The organism is Marinifilum fragile (genome assembly GCF_963677365.1).
Taxonomy (GTDB): domain Bacteria; phylum Bacteroidota; class Bacteroidia; order Bacteroidales; family Marinifilaceae; genus Marinifilum; species Marinifilum fragile.
In genome coordinates this window covers 285,782-306,113 of the sequence record NZ_OY781962.1, presented here as the reverse complement: position 1 = coordinate 306,113, position 20,332 = coordinate 285,782, and the positions used below count along the sequence as shown (strand labels likewise).

12 protein-coding genes are annotated in these 20,332 nt (G+C 36.8%); 6 read left to right on the top strand and 6 right to left on the bottom strand.

Going from position 1 to position 20,332, the window contains the following annotated elements; translation table 11 throughout:
* Nucleotides 1-4 precede the first annotated feature (4 nt).
* A complete protein-coding gene (locus tag ACKPCA_RS01115; RefSeq protein ID WP_321280872.1) occupies nucleotides 5-3,112 on the bottom strand; it encodes a SusC/RagA family TonB-linked outer membrane protein in 3,108 nt (1,035 codons plus the stop codon).
* A 386-nt stretch (nucleotides 3,113-3,498) separates the two neighbouring features.
* Here ACKPCA_RS01115 and ACKPCA_RS01110 point away from each other — a divergent pair, with 386 nt between their 5' ends.
* The 3 genes from ACKPCA_RS01110 to ACKPCA_RS01100 all read left to right on the top strand — a co-directional run bounded on the left by ACKPCA_RS01110 (nucleotide 3,499) and on the right by ACKPCA_RS01100 (nucleotide 6,282).
* A complete protein-coding gene (locus ACKPCA_RS01110; RefSeq protein WP_321280870.1) occupies nucleotides 3,499-4,962 on the top strand; it encodes an aminoacyl-histidine dipeptidase in 1,464 nt (487 codons plus the stop codon).
* A gap of 203 nt (nucleotides 4,963-5,165) precedes the next feature.
* Complete coding sequence (locus ACKPCA_RS01105; RefSeq protein WP_321280868.1) at nucleotides 5,166-5,945, top strand: HD domain-containing protein; 780 nt, start codon at nucleotides 5,166-5,168, stop codon at nucleotides 5,943-5,945.
* Between the two features lie 112 nt (nucleotides 5,946-6,057).
* Nucleotides 6,058-6,282 (top strand): (2Fe-2S)-binding protein, encoded by a 225-nt coding sequence (locus tag ACKPCA_RS01100; RefSeq protein ID WP_083464780.1) that lies wholly within the window; start codon nucleotides 6,058-6,060, stop codon nucleotides 6,280-6,282.
* A gap of 389 nt (nucleotides 6,283-6,671) precedes the next feature.
* Here the strand turns inward: ACKPCA_RS01100 and ACKPCA_RS01095 are convergent, their stop codons facing one another.
* From ACKPCA_RS01095 to mce, 5 genes are read right to left on the bottom strand one after another with little or no spacing between them, the layout of a single operon-like run.
* Nucleotides 6,672-8,306 carry a sodium ion-translocating decarboxylase subunit beta gene (locus ACKPCA_RS01095; protein WP_321280867.1) on the bottom strand — a complete coding sequence of 545 codons (1,635 nt, stop codon included), beginning with the start codon at nucleotides 8,304-8,306 and terminating at the stop codon, nucleotides 6,672-6,674.
* Nucleotides 8,307-8,339: 33 nt separating this feature from the next.
* Entirely contained in the window at nucleotides 8,340-8,762 is a 423-nt protein-coding gene (locus ACKPCA_RS01090) for a biotin/lipoyl-containing protein (RefSeq protein ID WP_054722858.1), read from the bottom strand.
* A 4-nt stretch (nucleotides 8,763-8,766) separates the two neighbouring features.
* A complete protein-coding gene (locus tag ACKPCA_RS01085) occupies nucleotides 8,767-9,117 on the bottom strand; it encodes an OadG family protein (RefSeq protein ID WP_321280864.1) in 351 nt (116 codons plus the stop codon).
* 11 nt (nucleotides 9,118-9,128) lie between these two features.
* A complete protein-coding gene (locus ACKPCA_RS01080) occupies nucleotides 9,129-10,685 on the bottom strand; it encodes an acyl-CoA carboxylase subunit beta (RefSeq protein ID WP_054722856.1) in 1,557 nt (518 codons plus the stop codon).
* A gap of 57 nt (nucleotides 10,686-10,742) precedes the next feature.
* Nucleotides 10,743-11,147 carry a methylmalonyl-CoA epimerase gene (mce, locus tag ACKPCA_RS01075; RefSeq protein WP_054721465.1) on the bottom strand — a complete coding sequence of 135 codons (405 nt, stop codon included), beginning with the start codon at nucleotides 11,145-11,147 and terminating at the stop codon, nucleotides 10,743-10,745.
* Between the two features lie 513 nt (nucleotides 11,148-11,660).
* Between mce and purL the strand changes: the two genes are divergently transcribed.
* The 3 genes from purL to ACKPCA_RS01060 all read left to right on the top strand — a co-directional run bounded on the left by purL (nucleotide 11,661) and on the right by ACKPCA_RS01060 (nucleotide 20,088).
* Complete coding sequence (gene purL, locus ACKPCA_RS01070; RefSeq protein ID WP_321280861.1) at nucleotides 11,661-15,350, top strand: phosphoribosylformylglycinamidine synthase; 3,690 nt, start codon at nucleotides 11,661-11,663, stop codon at nucleotides 15,348-15,350.
* Nucleotides 15,351-15,637: 287 nt separating this feature from the next.
* Nucleotides 15,638-16,036, top strand: a complete 399-nt coding sequence (locus ACKPCA_RS01065) for a type 2 periplasmic-binding domain-containing protein (protein ID WP_321280859.1) — start codon at nucleotides 15,638-15,640, stop codon at nucleotides 16,034-16,036.
* Between the two features lie 83 nt (nucleotides 16,037-16,119).
* A complete protein-coding gene (locus tag ACKPCA_RS01060; RefSeq protein ID WP_321280857.1) occupies nucleotides 16,120-20,088 on the top strand; it encodes a PKD domain-containing protein in 3,969 nt (1,322 codons plus the stop codon).
* The last annotated feature ends 244 nt before the right edge of the window (nucleotides 20,089-20,332 follow it).

The window sequence follows — 20,332 nt, the reverse complement described above, 5'->3', positions numbered from 1 at the left end:
TCAATTAAAATTCTATATTCACACCAACAGAAACTGTCTTCATAATATTTGAACGACTATCAGTAGTTCCTGCTAAATTCTGCTCTGGGTCTAATCCTTCTAATGATGCCCAAGTAAATAAGTTATCAGCTTGGAAATACAATCTACACTTACTGATATTATATTTCTTCAAGAAGTTCTCTGGCACATTGTAACCTATTGTTAATGCTTTTAATCGTAAGTAATCATTATCAAATAAGAAACGAGTAGATGTACCATTGTAATCGTTATTGGCATTAATCAACTTAGGAACATCTGTAATGTCTCCTGGCTTTTGCCATCGGTCTTTAATATCAACATGAAGCTGGCTTCCAGCACTTTCCAAACTACTCATTAAACCCGCATAAGAATAATCATACAATTGACCACCAATACTAAAATTAAACTGAGCATTCAGATCAAAATTCTTGTACTTGAAGTAAGTACCAAACCCACCAGTCCAGTCAGGAAGAGAAGAGCCTTGGTAATAACGATCAGCTTTAGAATAATCATTAGTTGTTACTTTTACACCTTCTTCATCTTCAGAATCCATATACCACAATGCTTCTCCCGTTTGTGGATCTACACCTGCATATTCACGAATGAAGAAATCGTAAATTGATTTACCGACCATCCACTTCTTGGTTCCCATAGGTATTTCTTCCTGTGGCAACTTAGTTATTTCATTTTTATTTGTTGAAATATTAAATGTAGAAGTCCAATAAATGTCATCGGTATGTACATTTACCGTATTTACGCTAAATTCCCAACCAGTATTTTTCACGGTACCAATGTTAGTACTAATTACAGTATTTCCAGTTGAAGGAGCCAATGGTTGATCAAATAATAAATCTACAGATTCTTTGTTATAATATTCTAATGAACCTGTAATTCTATTGTTAAAGAATCCATAGTCAAGAGCTACATTAAATAAAGCCGTTTTCTCCCACTTGATATCTTCATCAACTACACCTCCTTGTAATACACCTGTGTTTGGTCCATTGTTCCAACCAGTATCATAAGCTGCATAATATGGGAAATAACCAATTCCTCTATTGTTTCCTAACTCTCCATAAGAAGATCTAATCTTAAGAAGGTCAATAAAATCCGCCCCCTTCATAAATTCTTCATCAGACATTATCCAGTTAGCACCGACTGAGTAGAAAGTACCCCAACGCTCATCTTCATGAAACCTTGATGAACCATCAGTTCTTACACTAAAATCCAAGAAATAACGCTGCAAGTAATTGTAATCAACTCGAGCCATATAACTTTCAAGTCTTTCCGAATTTAAATATCCTCCAACTGATTCAGGGACAGTGCTACCTGACATAACTTTAACTCCTGGCAAAAAACCGGTTCCTTGAGCAGTTAAACGATCATATTTGTAATCATAGTGTTCAGAAATCAAATCTACAGCAAGACTATGATCATCAAAATCTTTTCTATAATTTAAAGAGTTTGTAATGGTAGTCGTTTCTGTAATAGTTCTCTGCTGAGACACACGTCCATTAACTGATGCAGCTGAACCATACTTATAATGATCATACTCGTTGGAATCGTAGATGTATCTCTCATAACCAAAGTTTGTTTTGAAAGAAAGATCTTTATAAAGGTCAACTTTCATAAAGGTTGAAGAAAATAAATTAGAGCGAGTATAAACAATATCATTTAACAAAGTAGCCGAAACTGCATTTTCTCCACCTAACCTTGGTCTTACCGCATTAACCAACTGTCCACTTGCATTACCATAATCATAAATTTTTTCTCCCTTATCATCAAGCTTGAATTGTCCATTTCCGTCCCTTTGATAAATAGGATAAATATTTGCAATAGAATTAGCCCACTGCATGATACTTGTATATGAACTACCAGATTGGTTTGGATAGTTTTGAATAGATTTAGAGAATGAGCTATTAGTTCCAATTTCCAACCAATCTTTAAGTTTAGCCTTAAGGTTAACACGTCCCGAATATCTTTCAAATTCAGATTCCAAGATTGCTCCCTCTTGTTTTAAGTAATTACCATTAACGAAGTACACTACATTATCACTACTTCCACTAACACTTAGATCATATTCGTTATAAAATGCATTGTCATTTGAAAGAGCATCATACCAATCTGTATCCCACATTAATTCAGCTCCACTTACAATTTCACCATTTGCATCAACTGGATTGGCAACATTGTAAGGATTATAGCCCAAGGTAGATATTAAATTATTTGATGCAGTCGCAGCTGCTACTGCATCAGTAGCCCCATCTGCAATTTCTGCATTTTTAATAGATTCCCAAGAATATTTCATATAATCCTCTGCTCCTACATAATCATACAAATCAACAGCAGCATTAGAGAAACCAGCCCTTGCGTTAACAGCTATTTTCGCATCTTTCTTAACATACTTACCACCTTTTGTAGTAATCAAAATAACCCCATTAGCAGCTCTAGAACCATATAATGCAGATGCAGATGCATCCTTCAATACGTTAATTGTTTCGATTTGAGATGAACTAATAGAATTCAGATTACCAGAAAAAGCTACTCCATCAACAACAATTAACGGATCCGCAGATGCATTCACAGAACCAACTCCACGAATGCGAATGGTTGGATTTTCCCCTGGCTGACCTCCTGAAGTTAGGATATTAACACCAGGTGCAGAACCTTGAATAGCACTTACAGGAGACACTGCAATTTGGTTTTCTAACACTTCTGAACCAACACTTGTAATTGCACCTGTGATAGCTCTTTTGGTTTTTGTTCCGTAAGCTACAGCTACAACTTCCCCTAATCCAATAGATTCATTTTTCATAACAACATTAATCACGGATTGGGAACCAACCTTTATTTCTTGGGGTACCATTCCCACAAAACTGAACATCAAAATATCTGATGGTTCTGCTTTAAGGGTATATTTTCCATCAATATCAGTACTAGCACCAATCGTAGTACCTTTAATAACAACAGATACACCTGGCATACCCATGCCATCCTCAGCACTTGTTACAGTACCGGAAACCTGTTTACTTTGCGCATTTACTATTTGGGAGCCTATTAGAAGTAGACACACAAATAGTCCAATCATTTTTTTCATAAAAAACTTTTTTAGTTAGTAATTAAGTAAAGATTCTAATATGGTTAATGGTAATTTTAGATCATAAATATAATCTTTTAATATTATTTAACAAATTTTAACAACTCTCCATGAATTTTAGTTTTTCATGACTTTTGTCATGTTTTAATTTTATTTTTGAGCTGTACAAATAAACTATAATACTATATAAATTAATATTAAGACCTCTTCTCAATCTCTATTATAAAGGTTTTGTAGATTCTTAACATTTCAATACTAACATACATTATATAATAAACTTTCATTTAAATTATTATCATCAACTTTTGATGAATACACATTTATCTATTATCAAATATTATATTCCCAACTCTAATTTATTACATTTGAAAAAAATTTAAACAACAATGGAAAATATATTAAGCAAATTAGAGCCAAAAGAAGTTTGGAAGCACTTTGAAGATATTTGTCAAATCCCTCGCCCTTCTAAAAAGGAAGAGAAGATCATTGAGTTTTTAATTGAGTTTGGAAAGAAAAACAATTTAGAAACTAAAAGAGATGAGATTGGCAATGTTTTAATTAAGAAACCAGCTACACCTGGTAAAGAAAACTTCAAAACAGTGGTTTTACAATCACATATGGATATGGTTTGTGAGAAAAACAACGATACAGTTCATAATTTTGACACAGATCCAATAACACCATGGATTGACAATGGTTGGGTAAAAGCAAAAGGTACTACCCTTGGTGCTGATGATGGTATAGGTATGGCTGCAGAAATGGCACTTCTTACTTCTACCGATATTGAACATGGACCAATTGAGTGTCTTTTTACAGTAGATGAGGAAACGGGTTTATCTGGTGCTTTCGCTCTACAATCAGGTTTCTTCGATGGAAAAATCTTACTGAATTTGGATTCAGAAGACGAAGGTGAGATCTTTATTGGATGTGCCGGAGGTATTGACACCTTAGCTAACATGGAATATCAAAAAGAAGAGGTTCCTAGTGGACATTTTGCTCTTAGAATTGATGTAAAGGGATTACTTGGAGGTCATTCTGGCGATGAAATTAACAAAGGACGCGGAAATTCGAATAAAATACTAAATAGATTTCTGTGGCAAATTAACAAGAAATACCACATTCGAATTAACAAATTTAATGGTGGTAACTTAAGAAATGCGATTCCTCGTGAAGCATATGCCATTATTACAATCCCTTCAGAGTTTAAGGAAAATGTTAGAGCTGACTTAAACATTTACGCTTCAGAAATGGAGCATGTTTGGGAAATATACGAACCTAAACTTAAGATCACATTAGAATCTGTAGAAAAGCCTGAATTTGTAATCGATATCAATACTAGCAATAATTTAATGGATGCTATTTATGCATGTCCTCACGGTGTTTTTACCATGAGTTCAAGAATGCCAGGCATGGTTGAAACTTCAACAAATTTAGCTTCAGTTAAATTTATTGATGACAACCAGATCCAAATCACAACTTCACAACGAAGCGATGTGGATAGCGAAAAATACAACATTGCTCAAATGGTTGGAAGCTCTTTAACATTAGCTGGAGCTGAAATAGAACATACGGATGGTTATCCAGGATGGGCGCCAAATCCAAATTCTGAAATTTTAACTGTGGCAGTTGAATCTTATAAAAAGCTTTTTGGCAAAGAGCCAGTTGTAAGATCTATTCATGCAGGATTAGAGTGTGGATTATTTCTAGAGAAATATCCAGAAATGGACATGATTTCATTTGGCCCAACATTAAGAGATGTGCATTCTCCTGATGAAAGAATTAATATCGAAACGGTAGAAAAATTCTGGCTACATTTGGTAGATATCATTCAAAATATGCCAACAAAATAAAAACAATAATTCCTAAAATGCGATCAATTTTTGATCGCATTTTTTCCATCCCAAATCGTAAAAAAACTGTTATTGAACCAATGCAAATAGCCCCTTATCATGAATCAGGAACATTGGTCAAATCCTTATCAATTCTACCATACGAATACTTTCCGATTTTATAGAAAAGATGTAGTTTTGCGTGCTATTTTAATACACACATCTTGAATCAAGAAATTTACCAAAATATAAAATTCTGGTTTGATACATACACAAACCGTTTTTTAAGCGAGAATGATGAAATTCAACTGAATTTTGACCTTAAAAGAAGTCACTCTTTTAATACGGTTGAAATCATTACAGAACTTTCATTAGACTGTGAATTAGATGATGACCAGTTACTAATTGCAAAAACAATTGCTCTTCTTCATGATGTTGGAAGATTCGAGCAGTTATTGAAACACGAAACTTTTTCGGATAACGAACAGGATAATCACATCGATTTAGGGATCGCTATTTTAAAATCGGAAAATGTACTTGAGCAACTCGAAGAGGAAACAGTACAAATCATTTTCGAATGCATCAGATTTCATGAGATCAGCACTTTACCAAAATCGATAAATGAGAATGCGTTAACATTTCTTAATCTACTTAGAGATGCAGATAGAATAGATATCCTAAATATCTTTTCAAAATACTACTCGGAATGTAAGCCTGGCACCAATAAAAGATTAGAAATGGAACTGGCAGATAAACCAGAAATCTCGAAAATGGTTTATAAATCCGTTATGGATGAAAAGGTAATAAGCAAAAAGGATATTCTTACACTTAATGAGCAGAAGCTTCATCAAATGTCATGGGTTTACGATTTAAACTTTAAAAGGAGCTATAAAGTGGTAAGTGAAAAGAACTATCTAAAAAAGATCTACGAATCTTTGCCTAAAAAAGATGAAGTTATAGATATGTACAGACAGATGAAAATCTATCTCGAAAACAACTTATAATCCGTTTCGAAACTTTTATTTAGATTTATTTTAAATTAATCACCTTATTTGTCTGATTTGAATCGAAGAATATATATATTTACATCGGAATTATATATAAATTGAGATTAACATGAGAGACATAGTTTGCAACTGTCAAATGGTAGACAGAACAACAATAAATAGAGCGATTCACGATAAAAATGCCACTACAATTGAAGAAATTAGGCGATATACAGGAGCCAACACAGGATGCGGAAAGTGTATGTCTTACATCAATAGCATTTTAGACGAAGAAGTTCCTAAAATTGTTAAAAAAGAAGAAAACACACAAGGTAGCAGATTTAAACTATGGTAATATAAAGCTTCGATAACCGAAGCTTTTTTTATTTCTAAAAATTCTCCTACAAGAATCAATATTATAAAAGGAAACAGGAGAAACGAAAAACAATATCATTCTCGCCTCTCCCATTAAAACCATTTTAACATCTGATATAATTAGTTGTTATAAATATATAACATCCCTTCAATATAAAAAAATTGGACATTTAAAAAGGCAAAACCTTCTGAAAGCCCCTAGATGTTTGATTACTTTTCCGATGAGCGGGTTCCAAACCCGATGGGAGCTATTTCAAATGCGATGGGTTGATTAAAACCCCAATGGAAATCATTACAGATCCAATGGAAACAAAAAAGGACTGTCGATTACTCAACAGTCCTTTTAATATATTAACTATAGATATTTGGCTACATTAAGAAGCTTAATAAAATACCAGCACCCACAGCAGAACCAATTACCCCAGATACGTTAGGAGCCATAGCATGCATTAAAAGGTGATTTGTTGGATCGTTTTGTAATCCCATATTTTGAACTACACGAGCACTATCTGGTACAGCTGATACACCTGCAGCACCAATCATTGGATTGATTGGACGATCTTTTGGCGAGAACCAGTTCATGATTTTAGCAAAAATTACACCACCGGCAGTTGCTACGATAAATGAAGCAGCACCAAGACCAAAAATCATGATAGAGTCAGCAGTTAAGAACACGTCAGCCTGAGTAGAAGCACCTACAGTAACACCCAACAAGATTGTAATGGTGTTGATCAATGCATTACTAGCAGTATCTGCCAAACGGTTTGTAACAGTTGATTCTTTTAACAAGTTACCAAAGAACAACATACCCAATAGAGGTAGTGCTGTTGGTGAAATATATGCAGTCAGCAACAATCCTACAAGAGGGAAGATAATCTTCTCAAGACGAGTTACCGCACGTGGTGGCTTCATCTTAATCTTTCTTTCCTTCTTAGTTGTAAGTAAGTTGATGATTGGAGGCTGAATTACAGGAACCAATGCCATATAAGAATAAGCAGCAATTGCGATAGGACCGATCAGGTTTTTCACTGTTTCACCATTGGCCATTACGTTCATACCGTTTGCCAATTTCGACGAAAGGAAGATAGCTGTTGGACCATCAGCACCACCAATGATACCAATTGCACCTGCTTCAGGTGGAGCAAAACCTAGGGCTAATGCACCAAGGAAAGTAGCAAAAATACCAACCTGAGCTGCAGCTCCTAATATCATCAATCTTGGATTCGAGATTAATGATGAAAAGTCTGTCATGGCACCAATTCCCAAGAAAATCAATGGTGGATACCATCCATTAACAACCCCGGAATACAGAATATTCATTACTGAACCTGGCTCGTAGATACCTAACTTCAAGTTGAAGTCTACCGCCTGAAACATTGGAATATTACCAATAATAATACCTGTACCAATAGGGATTAATAGTAATGGCTCATAATCATATCTAATTGCCAAGAAGATGAAAAGCAAACCGATCAACACCATCAAAAGGTGACCACCAGTAACGTTTGCAAATCCAGTAAATTCATAAAAGTTCTTCAATCCAATTACTGCGCTTGAGTTGTGCTCGCTGTCCAACACTGGATTTCCAAAATTCAATAAATCACCTTCCATCTTAGCAACACGCTTGCCAATATGTAGAGTCTCTGTAGTAGTTACGTATGCATTTGAACCCGAGTTAGGGTCAGTATTCTTTTGCAAGTGAGTAACTTCTTTAGGGTTAAAAGTCATTGTTAAGTTAGTACCATTTAGTACCCAACGACCCGTAAACCTTTGCTTAATAGAGTCCATTGTAAAGGTATTATCCTTTTTGAACTCGATAGTTTTGTAACGTTTTACCGTTGTATTCGATTCTCCAATTGGATTTGGGATGTAACCATCCGCATGGTTTACCCATTTTCCGCTTGTTAGTTTAGCTGTTGCATCCCCTTGATCCTGAGCAATAGAGTTTATTGCAAACCCCATTATCAAAATCATCGAGAATACCAATGTATAAAGTTTTCTCATTGTGTCAGTTCTTTGACTTTAAATTCAAAAATGTTATGCAATTTCAACAAGAACATCGTCCTGAAGCACGCTGTCACCTACTGCAACCTTAATGGCTTTAACAGTACCTCCTTTTTCAGCCATAACATTATTTTCCATCTTCATTGCTTCCATAACCAACACCGTATCACCTGGGTTAATGGTATCACCAACAGCAACGTTGATTTTAATAATGCTACCTGGAAGTGGAGCCTTAACAGTAGTTGCACCAGCACCACCTTTTTGAATTTTTCCTTCGCCTGGTTTGTTTACAACAGGCTTACGAACTAGTGTAGGTGTTTTAGTTGTTTTTTCTGCAATGTGTACATCTACATCATAACTAGTTCCGTTCACTTCTATTTTGGCATTCGATCCTTCAAAATCCTTGATTTCAACATCGTATTCCTGCCCTCTTATTGTAAATTTGAACTTTTTCATTTTTTTATCTCGGTTGATTATTTACTCCATAAATCTTAGAACTCCATGGAGAATAATTCTTAGTAACTTTTTTAATTGTGATGATATTGCTCTCTTCATCGTGCAACTGATTGAAGTGCATGTGTAAAGCCATAGCGATGGCTGCATTCACGTTTCCTTCAACACTTAAATCATCAACTTCTGCGCAAGGCTTACCTTCTTTTACAAGCTTCTTTCTCAAATTAAGCTGTAACAGTTTAGGCAAATTGGTGAAAACAATAACCAAAAGTATTAACGCAACAAATACAATTGTATAACCAACAAGTGCTACTGTCCAACCTCCTTGACTTCCTATAGATAATAAATTCATCATCATAGTCCTGTTTTTTACAATGGAATATTAGAGTGCTTCTTAGGAGGATTCACCAACTTCTTAGTCTGAAGCGACTGGAATGCGCGAATCACTCGGAATCGTGTATTTCTTGGTTCAATTACATCATCAATATAACCGTAAGAAGCTGCATTGTAAGGATTAGCAAATGCCTCATTGTACTCAGTTTCTTTCTCTCCAATGAACTTCACTTTTTCATCATCGCTTAGTTCAGCAAGCTTTCTTCCATGAAGAACTTCGATAGCTCCTTTAGCACCCATCACTGCGATTTCAGCAGTTGGCCAAGCGTAGTTCAAATCTCCACGAAGTTGCTTAGAAGACATTACATCGTGAGCACCACCGTAAGATTTTCTAAGAGTAATAGTTACTTTTGGTACAGTAGCTTCACCGTAAGCGAACATTAATTTCGCACCGTGAGTAATGATACCACCGAATTCTTGTCCTGATCCAGGTAGGAATCCAGGAACATCAACCAATGTTAAAATTGGAATATTGAAACAGTCACAGAAACGGATAAATCTAGCCGCTTTTCTAGATGATTCAATATCAAGAACACCAGCAAGGAAGTTTGGTTGGTTAGCAACCACACCTACCGACATTCCGCCCATACGAGTAAAACCAACGATGATATTCTTAGCATAGTGACGGTGAACTTCCAAGAATTCTGCATCGTCAGCAATTGCATAAATAACATCCTTCATATCGTAAGGCATGTTTGGATTATCAGGAATAATATCATTAAGAACATCTTCCATTCTATCGATTGGGTCAGCACACGCAACGATAGGAGCTTCTTCCAAGTTGTTTGAAGGCATGTAAGATAATAACTTACGAATAATAGCAATACCTTCTTCCTCATCTTCCAACATGAAATGAGAAACACCTGATTTAGAAGCATGCATTTTCGCACCACCAAGATCCTCAACAGAGATATCTTCACCTGTTACAGTTTTTACAACCTTAGGACCGGTAACGAACATGTACGATTTCTCTTCAGTCATCATGATGAAATCTGTCAATGCTGGAGAATATACAGCACCACCCGCACATGGACCGAAAATTGCAGAAATCTGTGGAATAACACCAGAAGCAAGAATGTTTCTTTCGAAGATTTCAGCGTATCCTGCCAAAGCAGTTACACCTTCCTGGATACGAGCTCCACCTGAATCGTTCAAACCGATAACTGGTGCACCCATTTTCATTGCCATATCCATGATCTTACAAATCTTCTGTGCAAAAGTTTCAGACAAAGAACCTCCAAACACAGTAAAATCCTGAGAGAATACGAATACCAATCGTCCATCAATGGTACCTTGTCCTGTAACAACACCATCCCCTAAGAATTTGGTTTTTTCCATACCAAAGTTAGTACAACGGTGAGTCACGAACATATCGAACTCCTCAAAACTTCCTTCATCAAGAAGCATGTCGATTCTTTCGCGAGCTGTATACTTGCCTTTTTTGTGTTGAGATTCGATTCTTTTCTCACCTCCACCAAGCTTAGCCTCTGCTCTTAAATCAATTAGTTTTTTAATCTTATCCTGACTAGCCATAACTTTATTGAGTTATTTATATATATAATTATTGAGTTTTTATGTAATTATGTGTTTTTATTTGTCACCACAAAGCTCAGTCAATACTCTCATGGTTGATTTTGGATGTAAAAATCCAATCTTCAAACCTTCAGCACCACCACGAGGAGCTTTATCGATCACTTGACATCCAGCTTCTTGAACATCATTCAACGCTTCTTGTACATCTTCAACAGCAAAAGCCAAGTGGTGCATACCACCGCCAGTTTTCTCTACAAATTTTCCAATTGGTCCTTCTGGATCTGTAGACTCCAACAATTCGATTTTTACGTCTCCAACTTTAAAAAAAGCAGTCTTCACCTTCTGATCAACAACTTCTTCAATTGCGTAACACTCCAATCCCAATACTTTTTCATAAAATGGAATTGCTTCTTCTAAGCTTTTTACAGCGATACCGATATGTTCAATATGCGTTGGTTTCATACTAGTTAATTTTTAAAAATTTATTTTGGACAAAAATATCTAATCAAAAAATTTTGGTCAATGATCTTGAACATTAATAAAGTTGTTTTTCAACATGTTCTTGATTCATTGCAAGAAAGTTTTTTATTTGCTGAATTTCAACAAAATAACATTAGAATTCAAGTATCACGGTAACGATTTCATACATTTTCTTCGAAAACCTTTGCAGAAATAAACCTCATTTTTGAATTGCACTCCAAAGGAAAATGTTTTTTTCAAAATAGCGGATAAAAATTTTACTATTACAAAACATATCTCTACGGCATAATAGATTGCCTAAAATTTTTGGTCTGTTTTAACAATTTGTTGTAAGAGAACTCCTACAAGATTTATTTACTTGCCACGCAGAAAATTATTCTTGATGATTCAATTAAATCATCAGATAAATAAAGGCAATAATGCAAGTCTTTTATTTATATTTGCACTTTGAAACAACATTCAACCAATTTTATAAATTTATAAGTTGACTTTAAGATGATTTTATTCTTCAAAAAAGACGAAGTGCACTTTGTTGTCCAGACAACAAACCAATTGAATGGATTAGATCTTGACAAGCTATCATGGCTGTTTGGTAATGCAGAAAAATTAGATCAAGACACACTTGATGGAATTTTTGTGGGTCCAAGAAAAGAAATGATTACTCCTTGGAGTACAAACGCTGTAGAAATCACTCAAAACATGGGAATTGATGGTTTGCTAAGAATAGAGCAATACATACTCGTTGATTCCGAAAAAGCGGATTTTGATCCTATGCTTCAGTCAATGTATAAAGGACTTAACCAAGAAGTTTATACCATTGATAAGCAACCTGATCCAATCGTTTACATTGATAATATTGAAGAATACAATCAACAAGAAGGTTTAGCATTAAGCGCTGAGGAAATTTCTTACTTGAATGATGTTTCAGAAAAAATTGGCAGAAAATTAACAGATTCTGAGGTGTTTGGATTCTCTCAAGTAAACTCAGAACACTGTCGTCATAAAATCTTTAATGGTACCTTTATAATCGATAGCGAAGAAAAAGAATCTTCATTATTCCAATTAATTAAAAAGACCTCTAAAGAAAATCACAATAGAATCATATCTGCATACAAAGACAATTGTGCCTTCCTTGAAGGACCTAAAGCTGAGCAATTTGCTCCACATTCTCACGACAAAGCAGACTTTTTCTATACAAAAGACATCGATACAGTAATTTCGCTTAAGGCGGAAACTCACAATTTCCCTACTACAGTAGAACCATTTAATGGTGCTGCAACTGGCACCGGAGGTGAAATTCGTGACAGAATTGCTGGCGGTAAAGCTGCTATTCCAATGGCAGGTACGGCAGTTTATATGACTTCTTATCCAAGATTAGAAGCATCACGTAAGTGGGAAAATGCAACTGAAGCAAGAAAGTGGTTGTATCAAACTCCTGAAGAGATATTAATCAAAGCATCAAATGGTGCTTCTGACTTCGGAAACAAATTTGGACAGCCCCTAATTGTTGGTTCGGTTCTTACCTTCGAGCACTTCGAAAACAACAAGAAATATGGTTACGACAAAGTAATCATGCAAGCCGGAGGTATCGGATATGGTCGTTTAGAACAAGCACAAAAAGATGTTCCGCAGAAAGGTGATAAAGTTGTTCTTCTTGGTGGAGATAACTACCGCATAGGAATGGGCGGCGGAGCCGTTTCATCGGTTGCTACCGGAGAATTCGACAATTCAATCGAATTAAATGCTGTTCAGCGTTCTAATCCTGAGATGCAGAAGAGAGTTTGCAATGCAATTCGTGCTATGGCCGAAGCTGACGAGAACCCAATCATCTCTATCCACGACCACGGTGCAGGTGGACACTTGAACTGTCTTTCGGAATTGGTTGAAGAAACTGGTGGAAAAATCGACTTGAACGCTCTTCCTGTGGGTGATCCTACTCTATCTGCAAAAGAAATCGTAGGAAACGAATCGCAAGAAAGAATGGGATTGGTAATGAAAGAAAAGGATGTTGAGCTTTTGACTAAAATTGCCGAAAGAGAGCGTGCTCCTATCTATCAGATTGGTGAAACAACTGGTGATATGAGATTTACTTTTGAAGATAAGAAAACAGGTAAGAATCCTATTGATCTTGCACTTTCTGAAATGTTTGGTAAGCCACCAAAAACAATCATGAAAGATGAAACTGTAAACGAAGGATTCGCAGCTGTTTCATACGATATTAATAAGTTCGAAGAGTATCTTGAAGATGTTCTTCAGTTAGAGGCAGTAGCTTGTAAAGACTGGTTAACCAACAAAGTTGACCGTTCGGTAACAGGTAAAATTGCAATGCAGCAATGTGCTGGTCCTCTGCAATTACCACTAAACAACCTTGGTGCTGTAGCTATCGATTTCCAAGGTGAAAAAGGTATTGCTACCTCTATCGGACACACTCCTGTAGCTGCTTTGGTTGATTCTAAAAATGGTAGCCGTTTGTCGGTTGCTGAATCGTTAACCAACATGGTATGGGCACCAATTGAGAAAGGTTTGAAAGGTATTTCGCTTTCAGCAAACTGGATGTGGCCTTGTAAAAATCCTGGAGAAGATGCGCGTTTGTACAATGCAGTTGAATCAATCAGCGATTTTGCAATTAAATTAGGAATCAACATTCCAACTGGTAAAGACTCGCTTTCCATGACTCAAAAATATGGAAAAGACGATGTTGTTTACTCTCCTGGAACCGTTATCATTTCTACTGTTGGTGAAATCATCGATATCAATAAAATGATTTCTCCAGTAATGAAAAATGATCAAGATTCTCACTTGGTTTACCTTGATTTCTCTAAAGATAACTTCCAATTGGGAGGTAGTAGTTTTGCTCAGATCGTTAACAAATTGGGTAAACAAACTCCTGATGTTACCGATGCTGATTACTTTGTAAAAGCATTTGAAACACTACAGCAATTAATCCTTGACGGAAAAGTATTGGCTGGTCACGATATTTCTGCTGGTGGTATGATTACTGCTCTATTAGAAATGTGTTTTGCTGATAACAAGCTTGGTGCAAACATCGATTTAAGCTCTATTCAAGAGAAAGACTTAATTAAAGTACTTTTCAGCGAGAATCCAGGTGTTATTTTCCAAGTAAAAGAGAAAGATGCTGTAAGCAAAGCTTTAGCTGATAAAGGACTACGTTTCCACGTAATTGGTTCTCCTGCTGAGGCTGGAATCCTTAAGCTTGCTAAAGATGAACAATCATTTAATTTAGATATTGCAAGCCTTCGTGACCTTTGGTACAAGACTTCTTATCTGTTAGATAGAAACCAGTCTGGTAAAGAATTGGCTTTGGAAAGATTCGAAAGCTACAAAAAGAATGAGTTAACCTACAAGTTCCCTGAGAACTTTACCGGTAAATTCTCACAATACGGAATCGATCCTAAGAGAAAAGACATGTCAGGTGTAAAAGCAGCTATCATTCGTGAAAAGGGTGTAAATGGCGATCGAGAAATGGCTTGGATAATGCACTTGGCCGGTATGGATGTGAAAGATATTCACATGACAGATCTGATCTCTGGTCGTGAAGATCTGAGCGATGTTAACATGATTGTTTTCGTTGGTGGTTTTTCCAACTCAGATGTTCTTGGATCGGCAAAAGGTTGGGCCGGAGCATTCCTTTACAATGAGAAAGCAAAAGCTGCATTGGACAACTTCTACAGCAGACCTGATACACTAAGTTTAGGTGTATGTAACGGTTGTCAGTTAATTTCTGAGTTAGGCTTGATCTATCCAGAGCACGCAAAACATCCTAAACTACTTCATAACAACTCTCACAAATTCGAATCTGGATTTGTTAGCGTTAAAATCCCTGAAAACAACTCTGTGATGCTTTCTAGCTTATCAGGAAGCAAGATGGGTATTTGGGTGGCTCACGGAGAAGGAAAATTCGATCTTCCATACGGAGAAGAAGAGTACAATATTCCAATGAAGTATGCTTACGATCAGTATCCTGCTAATCCAAACGGATCTCCATTTGCAACTGCTGCAATTTCATCGAAAGATGGTCGTCATTTAGCGATGATGCCTCACTTGGAGCGTGCAACTTATCCTTGGAACTGGGCATATTATAATGAAAATCGCATAGAAGACGAATTGACTCCATGGGTTGAAGCTTTTGTAAATGCTAAAAACTGGATTATTGAAAATAAATAATCTCATTTAAAATATTCTTAAAAGCCTCTGCAAATGCAGAGGCTTTTTTTTCTGAAAATCTTGAAAAGTAGAAAAGCTTTTACAATTCAAAAACTAATCCCCCAATTAGTATGTAGAATTAAAACTGATCATGTAATTCTAATTCCGCATTTACAAAATCCTACGATAACGAAATTTCTCATAGATATCTGTGATTCTCATTTCATCATGAAATTTTTTATATGTAAATCATAGATCGTAATATTTTTTTCATAACTTGGGCTCTGCTAACTAAAATCACAAATAATATGAAAAAAATTTTACCAATTATTGCTATTGTTTCCCTTACTTTTGGGTGTGCCTTGCCCAAAAAAGCAAGTGAAACCAGCCCTCCTGAGAAGAAAATCCAAATATCAAATGATGCACCTAGCGAAAAACAATTTGATGTTGGAACTTGTTCTATTGTAATGAAAAACACAAAGATCATTTCTGAAAAAAAATCCCTTTGGCTAATGGGAAATGTAGAAGTGGTTCATGGCTACGGATCCGGATTCTCTGAAATTATAAATGTCGGTCAATCTTTAAAGATTGAAATTAACAAATCTCAAAAGGAGAAGATAGACACTTCAAAGAAATTAAATTGTTGTATTTCTATTGTTAAGGAAATGAACAACACAACCTACTTTAAACTGGTTAAAATCAAATAAGACAATCACCTGTTACGATATCTGAATTCTTTACTCTCAAAAAGAATATCATGATATCATCTTTACAGATAAAAAATAGAACAATGAAATATTTAATAACTCTCATATTAATATTCACGACTGTATTTTCCACAATAAGTCAGAATCGTAATCTTACTGCGAAAAAACAATCAAATGTAGGTGTCAAAAATATTGTCATCACTGAAAAGACGTACAAGACAATTACAAACCCTACCCTTAATGTAAGAAAACTATCGAAAATTGCAGATAAAGCAACTGGTGGTCCAAAGCATGCCGATGATCCAAATGCAAGAGTTAATTACGAATTGCAAAGACTAGTAGATCCAAGCACAGGAAAACTTCCTCTGAACATACGAAATCTTGAGATGCAATATATACTTTCTTCTGCATCTGGCTTGCAAAGCAGATTAAAAGCAGGTGGATTGGCTTTCACTCACAGTGGCCCAAGAAATGTAGGTGGACGTACCAGAGCACTTGCCATTGATAAGTCTAATCCAAATACAATCCTTGCAGGTGGTGTTTCCGGTGGACTATGGAAATCTACCAATAATGGTGTAAGCTGGAAAAGAGTTACTCCTTTGGACGATCATCCAAGTATCACTGCCATTGCTCAGGATCCAAGAGATGGTCACACCAGTACCTGGTATTATGCTACTGGTGAATATACCGGAAACAGTGCCAGTGGTACAGGATCATTTTATGCGGGAAATGGATTATTTAAATCTACCGATAATGGTGATACATGGACTCCTCTGGAAAGTACAACATCCAATACTTTTTCATCTTTTGATGAACTGTTCGATATTTGCTGGAATATCAGCATTGATCCAACCAATGGTGATGTTTATGTAGCAACCTATGGGGCCATCCATGTTTCTAAAGATGGAGGAGCAACCTGGTCTATAGATCTTCATAGTAAGGTTGACTCAAAATATTCTGCTTACACGGATGTTCTATGTACACCTGCCGGTGTAAAATATGCAGCTATGAGTTCTGCAGGCGATAAGAACAATGGAATTTTAAGAAAAGGAAGTGATGCTGGTGCTACCTGGCAAAACATTACCCCAGACAATTTCCCAGCAGAGTATAGCCGCCTTGTGCTTGCCCATGCACCAAGTAACGTAAGCAAGGATATCATTTATGTGTTGGGCAATACTCCTGGTTACGGGTCAGATGGACACAGCTTTTGGAAATTAAGCTACGATGCGTCTGCAGCAACGCCAGCAAGCTGGTTTGACCGCTCTCAAAACTTACCAACTAACGGAGGTGGCGACAGAGATGTGGACGGATACAATTCTCAAGGATCATATAATATGGTAGTGAAGGTTGCACCAGACAATGAAGATATGGTTTTCATTGGTGGAACAAACCTGCACAGATCGGATGACGGTTTTGCAACCAATGCCAACCCGGTTAGTGTCGGTGATACTGAAAAAGATAAATCTAAAACCTATTGGATTGGAGGATATGCAACAGAAAACGATGTGAACCAATATCCTAATCATCACCCGGATGTACACTCAATGGTATTCAAAGACAATAGTACACTGATTTGTGGACACGATGGAGGACTGAGTATTACCACTAATTTTAAGAAAAAGTCTGACACTAATACTTCTGATGACAATAGCACTCCTGTTGATTGGACCTTCTTGAATAATAGTTACCTGACTACACAGTGTTATACTGTTGCTATCGATGAAGATACCAGAGGTAGTAAAGTATTGGTTTCAGGCTTCCAGGATAATGGTTCATGGCTTGGCGAGGACATAGCTCCTACTACCAACTGGCAGCCTGTAGGCTCTGGTGATGGTAGCTACTGTAGTCTTTTCAATCATGGAAACAGCCTGCTTACCTCTTCTCAAAACGGAACAACCTACTTGAGACATAACATCTACGACAACAATACCTATTACATGACACGTATCGATCCGGAAGGTGCAGAAGGACAACTGTTCATCAATCCTTATATTGTTGATGCCAACAACAGCGAGATCGTTTATTACGCAGGAGGATCATATGTATGGAGAAATGTAGACATCTACGGAATCGACAAGTTTACCTATAGCAAAACAACAACAAATTGGGAAAAATTAGAAGCTTCTCAGACTACGGGAAAGATTTCCTATTTGGCCAGCTCTACTTACCCTGCTCATGTGCTTTACTATGGTACATCAACTGGGAAAGTATATAAAATTGAAAACTCACACTCACAATCGGCTAAGGTTAGCGATATCACAGGCAGCAATATGCCAGTCCCTGTCTCAGGGAAATCAGCTCCGTTTGTGAGTTCTATTTCCATCAACCCTAGAAATGCGAACGAGGTAATGGTTAGCTTTTCAAACTATGGAATCGAAAGTATTTTCTATACCAATGATGGTGGTGCTAACTGGGAAAAAGTGAGTGGTAATCTTGAAGAGGGAAGCTTTTCAGGCAATGGACCTTCGGTTCGTTCTGTAGCTATTATGGTTTCTCCTACCGATACAACTTACTATGCAGGTACCAGTACCGGATTATACAGCACAACAGTATTGAACGGAGCTTCAACTCAATGGACTCAGGAAGCTGTTAACAGAATTGGTACCACTGTGGTGGATATGATTAAAACCCGCCGCGACGGATTCATAGCTGCAGGTACCCATGGTAATGGAGTGTTTACTGCTGATGCTGATTATTCGGCCTCTGCTCCTATTGCTTTAATTGGAATGACCAAAGATTCTATTCAGGTCGGAGAATCTGTAACTTTCATGAACCGAAGCATTGGTGATGGCAACCTAAGCTGGGAATGGACTTTTGAAGGCGGAGAAACGACTAGTTCAACTGATGAATTTCCAGCGGCTATTCGTTACAACACACCTGGTGAGTACCGAGTAAGCTTAACCGCTACAAACGGTGCGGGAGCAACTACCCAAACCATTGAAAAGGCCATTGTGGTTAAATCTGTTGAAGCAAAATTTACAGTAAGTGCTACCAAGGTTGATGTGGGAACACAAGTTACCTTTACCGATAACTCAACAGGTACGATTACTACTAGAAACTGGAGCTTCCCAGGTGCTACTCCAAACAGCTCTACCGATGAGAAGCCTGTTGTTACCTACAACACTGTGGGAACTTATGATGTAAGCCTTACAGTAGGAGATGGTACTTTTGAAGATACCGAGACCAAAACTGCATACATTAAGGTGGTAGATCCGAATGATACTTCTGATCGTCTTCTTTACAATGTGGCAGATGAAGACAAAGACAAGCTGGTTCAGTTTGTATTCACAGGAGATAACAATGGATATGTAACAGGACATACCAACCTGCCAATCGATATGTATGCTGAAAAATTCAATATTGATAACGAGAACTTGAATGCCATTAAAGCTGTTCACATCTTCCCAACCAAGCTTATCAAGAAATCTTCTGATCCGAAGATCTCATTGAAGGTTTGGAATGGAACAGCAACGCCAGGCGAATTGGTATACAGTCAAGAAGTTGGTTTTGATGAGTTAACCGCTGGTGAATTCAACACCATCGAATTGAATGTCCCTGTAAAAGTTAATCAGGAATTCTTTGTAGGATATGAGTTGTCCTACGAAACTCCTGTTGATACATTTGCAGTGGCTCACTTGCCTTTGGATGGATCTGGCGACTGGGCAAACACTGCCTACATGCATTACGATGGCGACTGGGCAGCTTACAGCAATATCTTCTCTGGAAATCCAAATACCTCGTTGGCTATTAAAGCTCTTGTGGGATACGATGCTGGTGCTACTGCCATCGACGACATGCTAACGGATAAAAAAGTTGACAAACTACTAATTTATCCAAACCCAATGATGGACAGAACAAAAGTGGAATTCCCGAATGAAAACAACCAGAAGTACCGATTGATTGTGGTAGATGCAAGTGGTAGGGTTGTTCGAATCATTGAGAACATTACCAACAACAATGTCATCATAAACAGGGAGCAGTTGAAGCCTGGCTTACACATCATCAATCTATCAGGTGAAAAAATCTATAAAGGAAAACTATTGGTAAAATAAACTTTTCCAATAGCAAACCATAAACAAAGAGCTTGTCGACATTTGGCAGGCTCTTTTTATTTGATGGTCATCTACCTTCTGTCATCTACACTCTAAATAATTCAGACTGGAAATGTGAACAAATGCTATCAATCACGTTCATATTTATGCAATTTACAAATCTTCATATGTTTTTTAATTATTTATTGCGATTTTTCAAATATACTTTTAGGTTGTTTACATATAATTGTATTTTTATAACCTA